We start from the raw sequence: 2,280 nt of genomic DNA on the forward strand, positions 1-2,280 counted from the left end.
TCGCCAGCCCGCCGATGGCCAGTGACACCATGATGATCAGTTTGCGGGAGGCGAGCTGCCCCTCTTCCAGTTCGGCACCGTTGATCTCGCCAATCAGTAGACGGTTGAGGGTGGGGATGTAACGTACCGCAATGAGGTAGGTCTGCCCCTCCAGCGTCAGCGCTTCCACCGCCACTTGCTCCCGGGCGTTGGGGATGAGCCGTTTGACGGTGTCGAGGAAGGATTGCTGATGGTGGGCGGAGCCTTGTTGCTCCTGCTCGGGGTGGATCTCGATATTGCCCTCCATATCGGCCAGATAGACTTGACCGCTCTTGCCAATCCGGTAGCCGCTGATGAGCTTGCTCAGGGCGCTCATGTCAATGGAGGTGCCCGCCACCGCCAGGGTCTTGCCTGCTGCGGTCACGGCTGTGTTGATATAGAGGGAGGCGCTCTGGTCGAAATCCGAGATATCGAGGTTCAACTCGTACGGTTTGCCCCGTTTGAGAAAACCGTAGAACCACTCATCTTTCGGGTCTGACTCGCTCAACTGTTTTTGGGCTGTGGTACTGCCACTGAAGTTAATCAGGGTACTGCTCTGGCGTGGCGCGATAAAGACATTGCCACCGATGCGCTGCTGAAGATCCTGAAAGTAGCGCTCTATGGCGGGCCACTCTTGCTCTGGCATACCGGCGGTCAGCCAGTCGATAACAAAGCGGTTGTTGGCCAGCGCCTGCGCTTCGGTCAGATGCTGGATCAGCTGGGCGGTCAGCTGGTTGGCGATCCGGTCCACACTGCTTGGCAGCTCGTAGCGTTCGACCCGCTGCTGTGCCTGATTGTGGGAGATCTGCTCCAGGATCAGGGTGATGCAACTGATGGCGATGATCATCAGAATGGCCACCCCGGAGAGGATCCGGGTGCGGATCCCGAGCCCTGACCAGAGTGAGTGCAGTGTAAAACGGTGTATCGCCCTCTCCATATCTCTCTCCTTGATAAATAAGGTCACATATGCGACCCAGATGATGATTATAGATAGATAAGTCAATTGCGTTGTGCGGGATGCTGGCAGCAGCGCGTGGCGATATTTGGATGCGATGAAAGGCGGGGTGTGCTGACAAGAAAGAGGCCGACATGGCTGTCGGCCTCTTTGGTTGTTCAGGGGCATTGTTACCTACATCGGTGAGGCTTGAATGGAGCCCTCTGAGGTGGTGGTGAGCTGGGCACCACCATCCTCTTCAAGTCAGCATGCATGGGCAAGGTGCTTCAGCCCATCACTCGCTGGTTTCAACACAACAAGTCTCTCGTCCACGGTGGCTCTCTTACCTTTCTGATGCTCACGGGGATATTTAGCCTCACTCTGTGAGCCGATCAGGGGCTACTCAGTGGTCTTCTTGATGGCTGGAGCAACCAGGCTGCCTGGTGGCCCAGGGGGCGTATATAGGTTGCTGGTTCCATGGCGATGGCCAGCCGCTGGATGGGGTCGGCAAGCTCATTGTGCTGATTGTGGTTCATGCGCTGGCGCGGGGAGTGGGCAGCCTCATCGGCGTGCCTGCCAGGTACGGGGCTAGCGGTAAGTAAATGTAAAAAGGAGCCGGCGGCTCCTTTTTTGCGTCAGGTGCTGGGGCTCACAGCTTGGCCAACATCTCCTTGGTGACCAGCACTATGCCTTGCTCGGAGCGGTGGAAGCGACGGGCATCTTCGCAGGCGTTTTCCCCCACCACCAAGCCTTCCGGCAGTTTGCAGCCTTTGTCAACGACCACCCGGCGCAAACGGCAGCCGGGCCCTATCTCTACACCGGGGAAGATCACGGCCTGATCCAGGGTACAGAAGGAGTCGACCCGCACATGGTTGAACAGCACAGAGCTCACGATGAAGGAGCCGCTGACGATGGTGCCGCCGGAGAACATGGAGTTGATGGTCATGCCATGCTGGCCATTTCTGTCCTGCACGAATTTGGCGGGGGGCGTCATGCTCTGGCTGGTCCAGATGGGCCACTCCTGATCATAGATGTCGAGCTCGGGCGTCACGGAGGCGAGATCCATGTTGGCCTCCCAGAAGGAGTCCACCGTCCCCACATCGCGCCAGTAGGGGCGCTTTTGCGGGCAGCAGCCGACACAGGACATGCTGAACGGATGGGCGTAGGCAGTGCCCTCCTTGACCACCCGCGGGATCACGTCCATGCCAAAATCGTGGTGTGAGGCCTGGTTGGCCAGATCCTCTTCCAGCAGCTGATAGAGATACTCTGCCTCGAAGACGTAGACCCCCATGGAGGCCAGCGCCGTATCGGCCTTGCCCGGCATGGCC

3 protein-coding genes are annotated in these 2,280 nt (G+C 58.8%); all 3 read right to left on the reverse strand.

Annotated features, from left to right (window positions below):
- On the reverse strand, positions 1-955 hold a 955-nt coding region (locus AAC083_RS15500), incomplete at its 3' end, for a cache domain-containing protein (RefSeq protein WP_181364772.1).
- Between the two features lie 389 nt (positions 956-1,344).
- The gene (locus tag AAC083_RS23185) at positions 1,345-1,488 is read right to left on the reverse strand and encodes a hypothetical protein (protein WP_258224713.1); all 144 of its coding nucleotides are present in this window, start codon (positions 1,486-1,488) and stop codon (positions 1,345-1,347) included.
- A 113-nt stretch (positions 1,489-1,601) separates the two neighbouring features.
- A partial coding sequence (locus AAC083_RS23190; RefSeq protein WP_258224714.1) for a sugar phosphate nucleotidyltransferase occupies positions 1,602-2,280 on the reverse strand: 679 nt, incomplete at its 5' end.

The organism is Aeromonas sp. HMWF014 (assembly GCF_963878295.1).
In the GTDB taxonomy this organism is placed as follows: domain Bacteria; phylum Pseudomonadota; class Gammaproteobacteria; order Enterobacterales; family Aeromonadaceae; genus Aeromonas; species Aeromonas popoffii.

Excerpts from the sequence above, each read along its gene's own strand:
- AAC083_RS23185 (WP_258224713.1), bottom strand. The coding sequence starts at position 1,488 with ATGAACCACAATCAGCACAATGAGCTTGCCGACCCCATCCAGCGGCTG.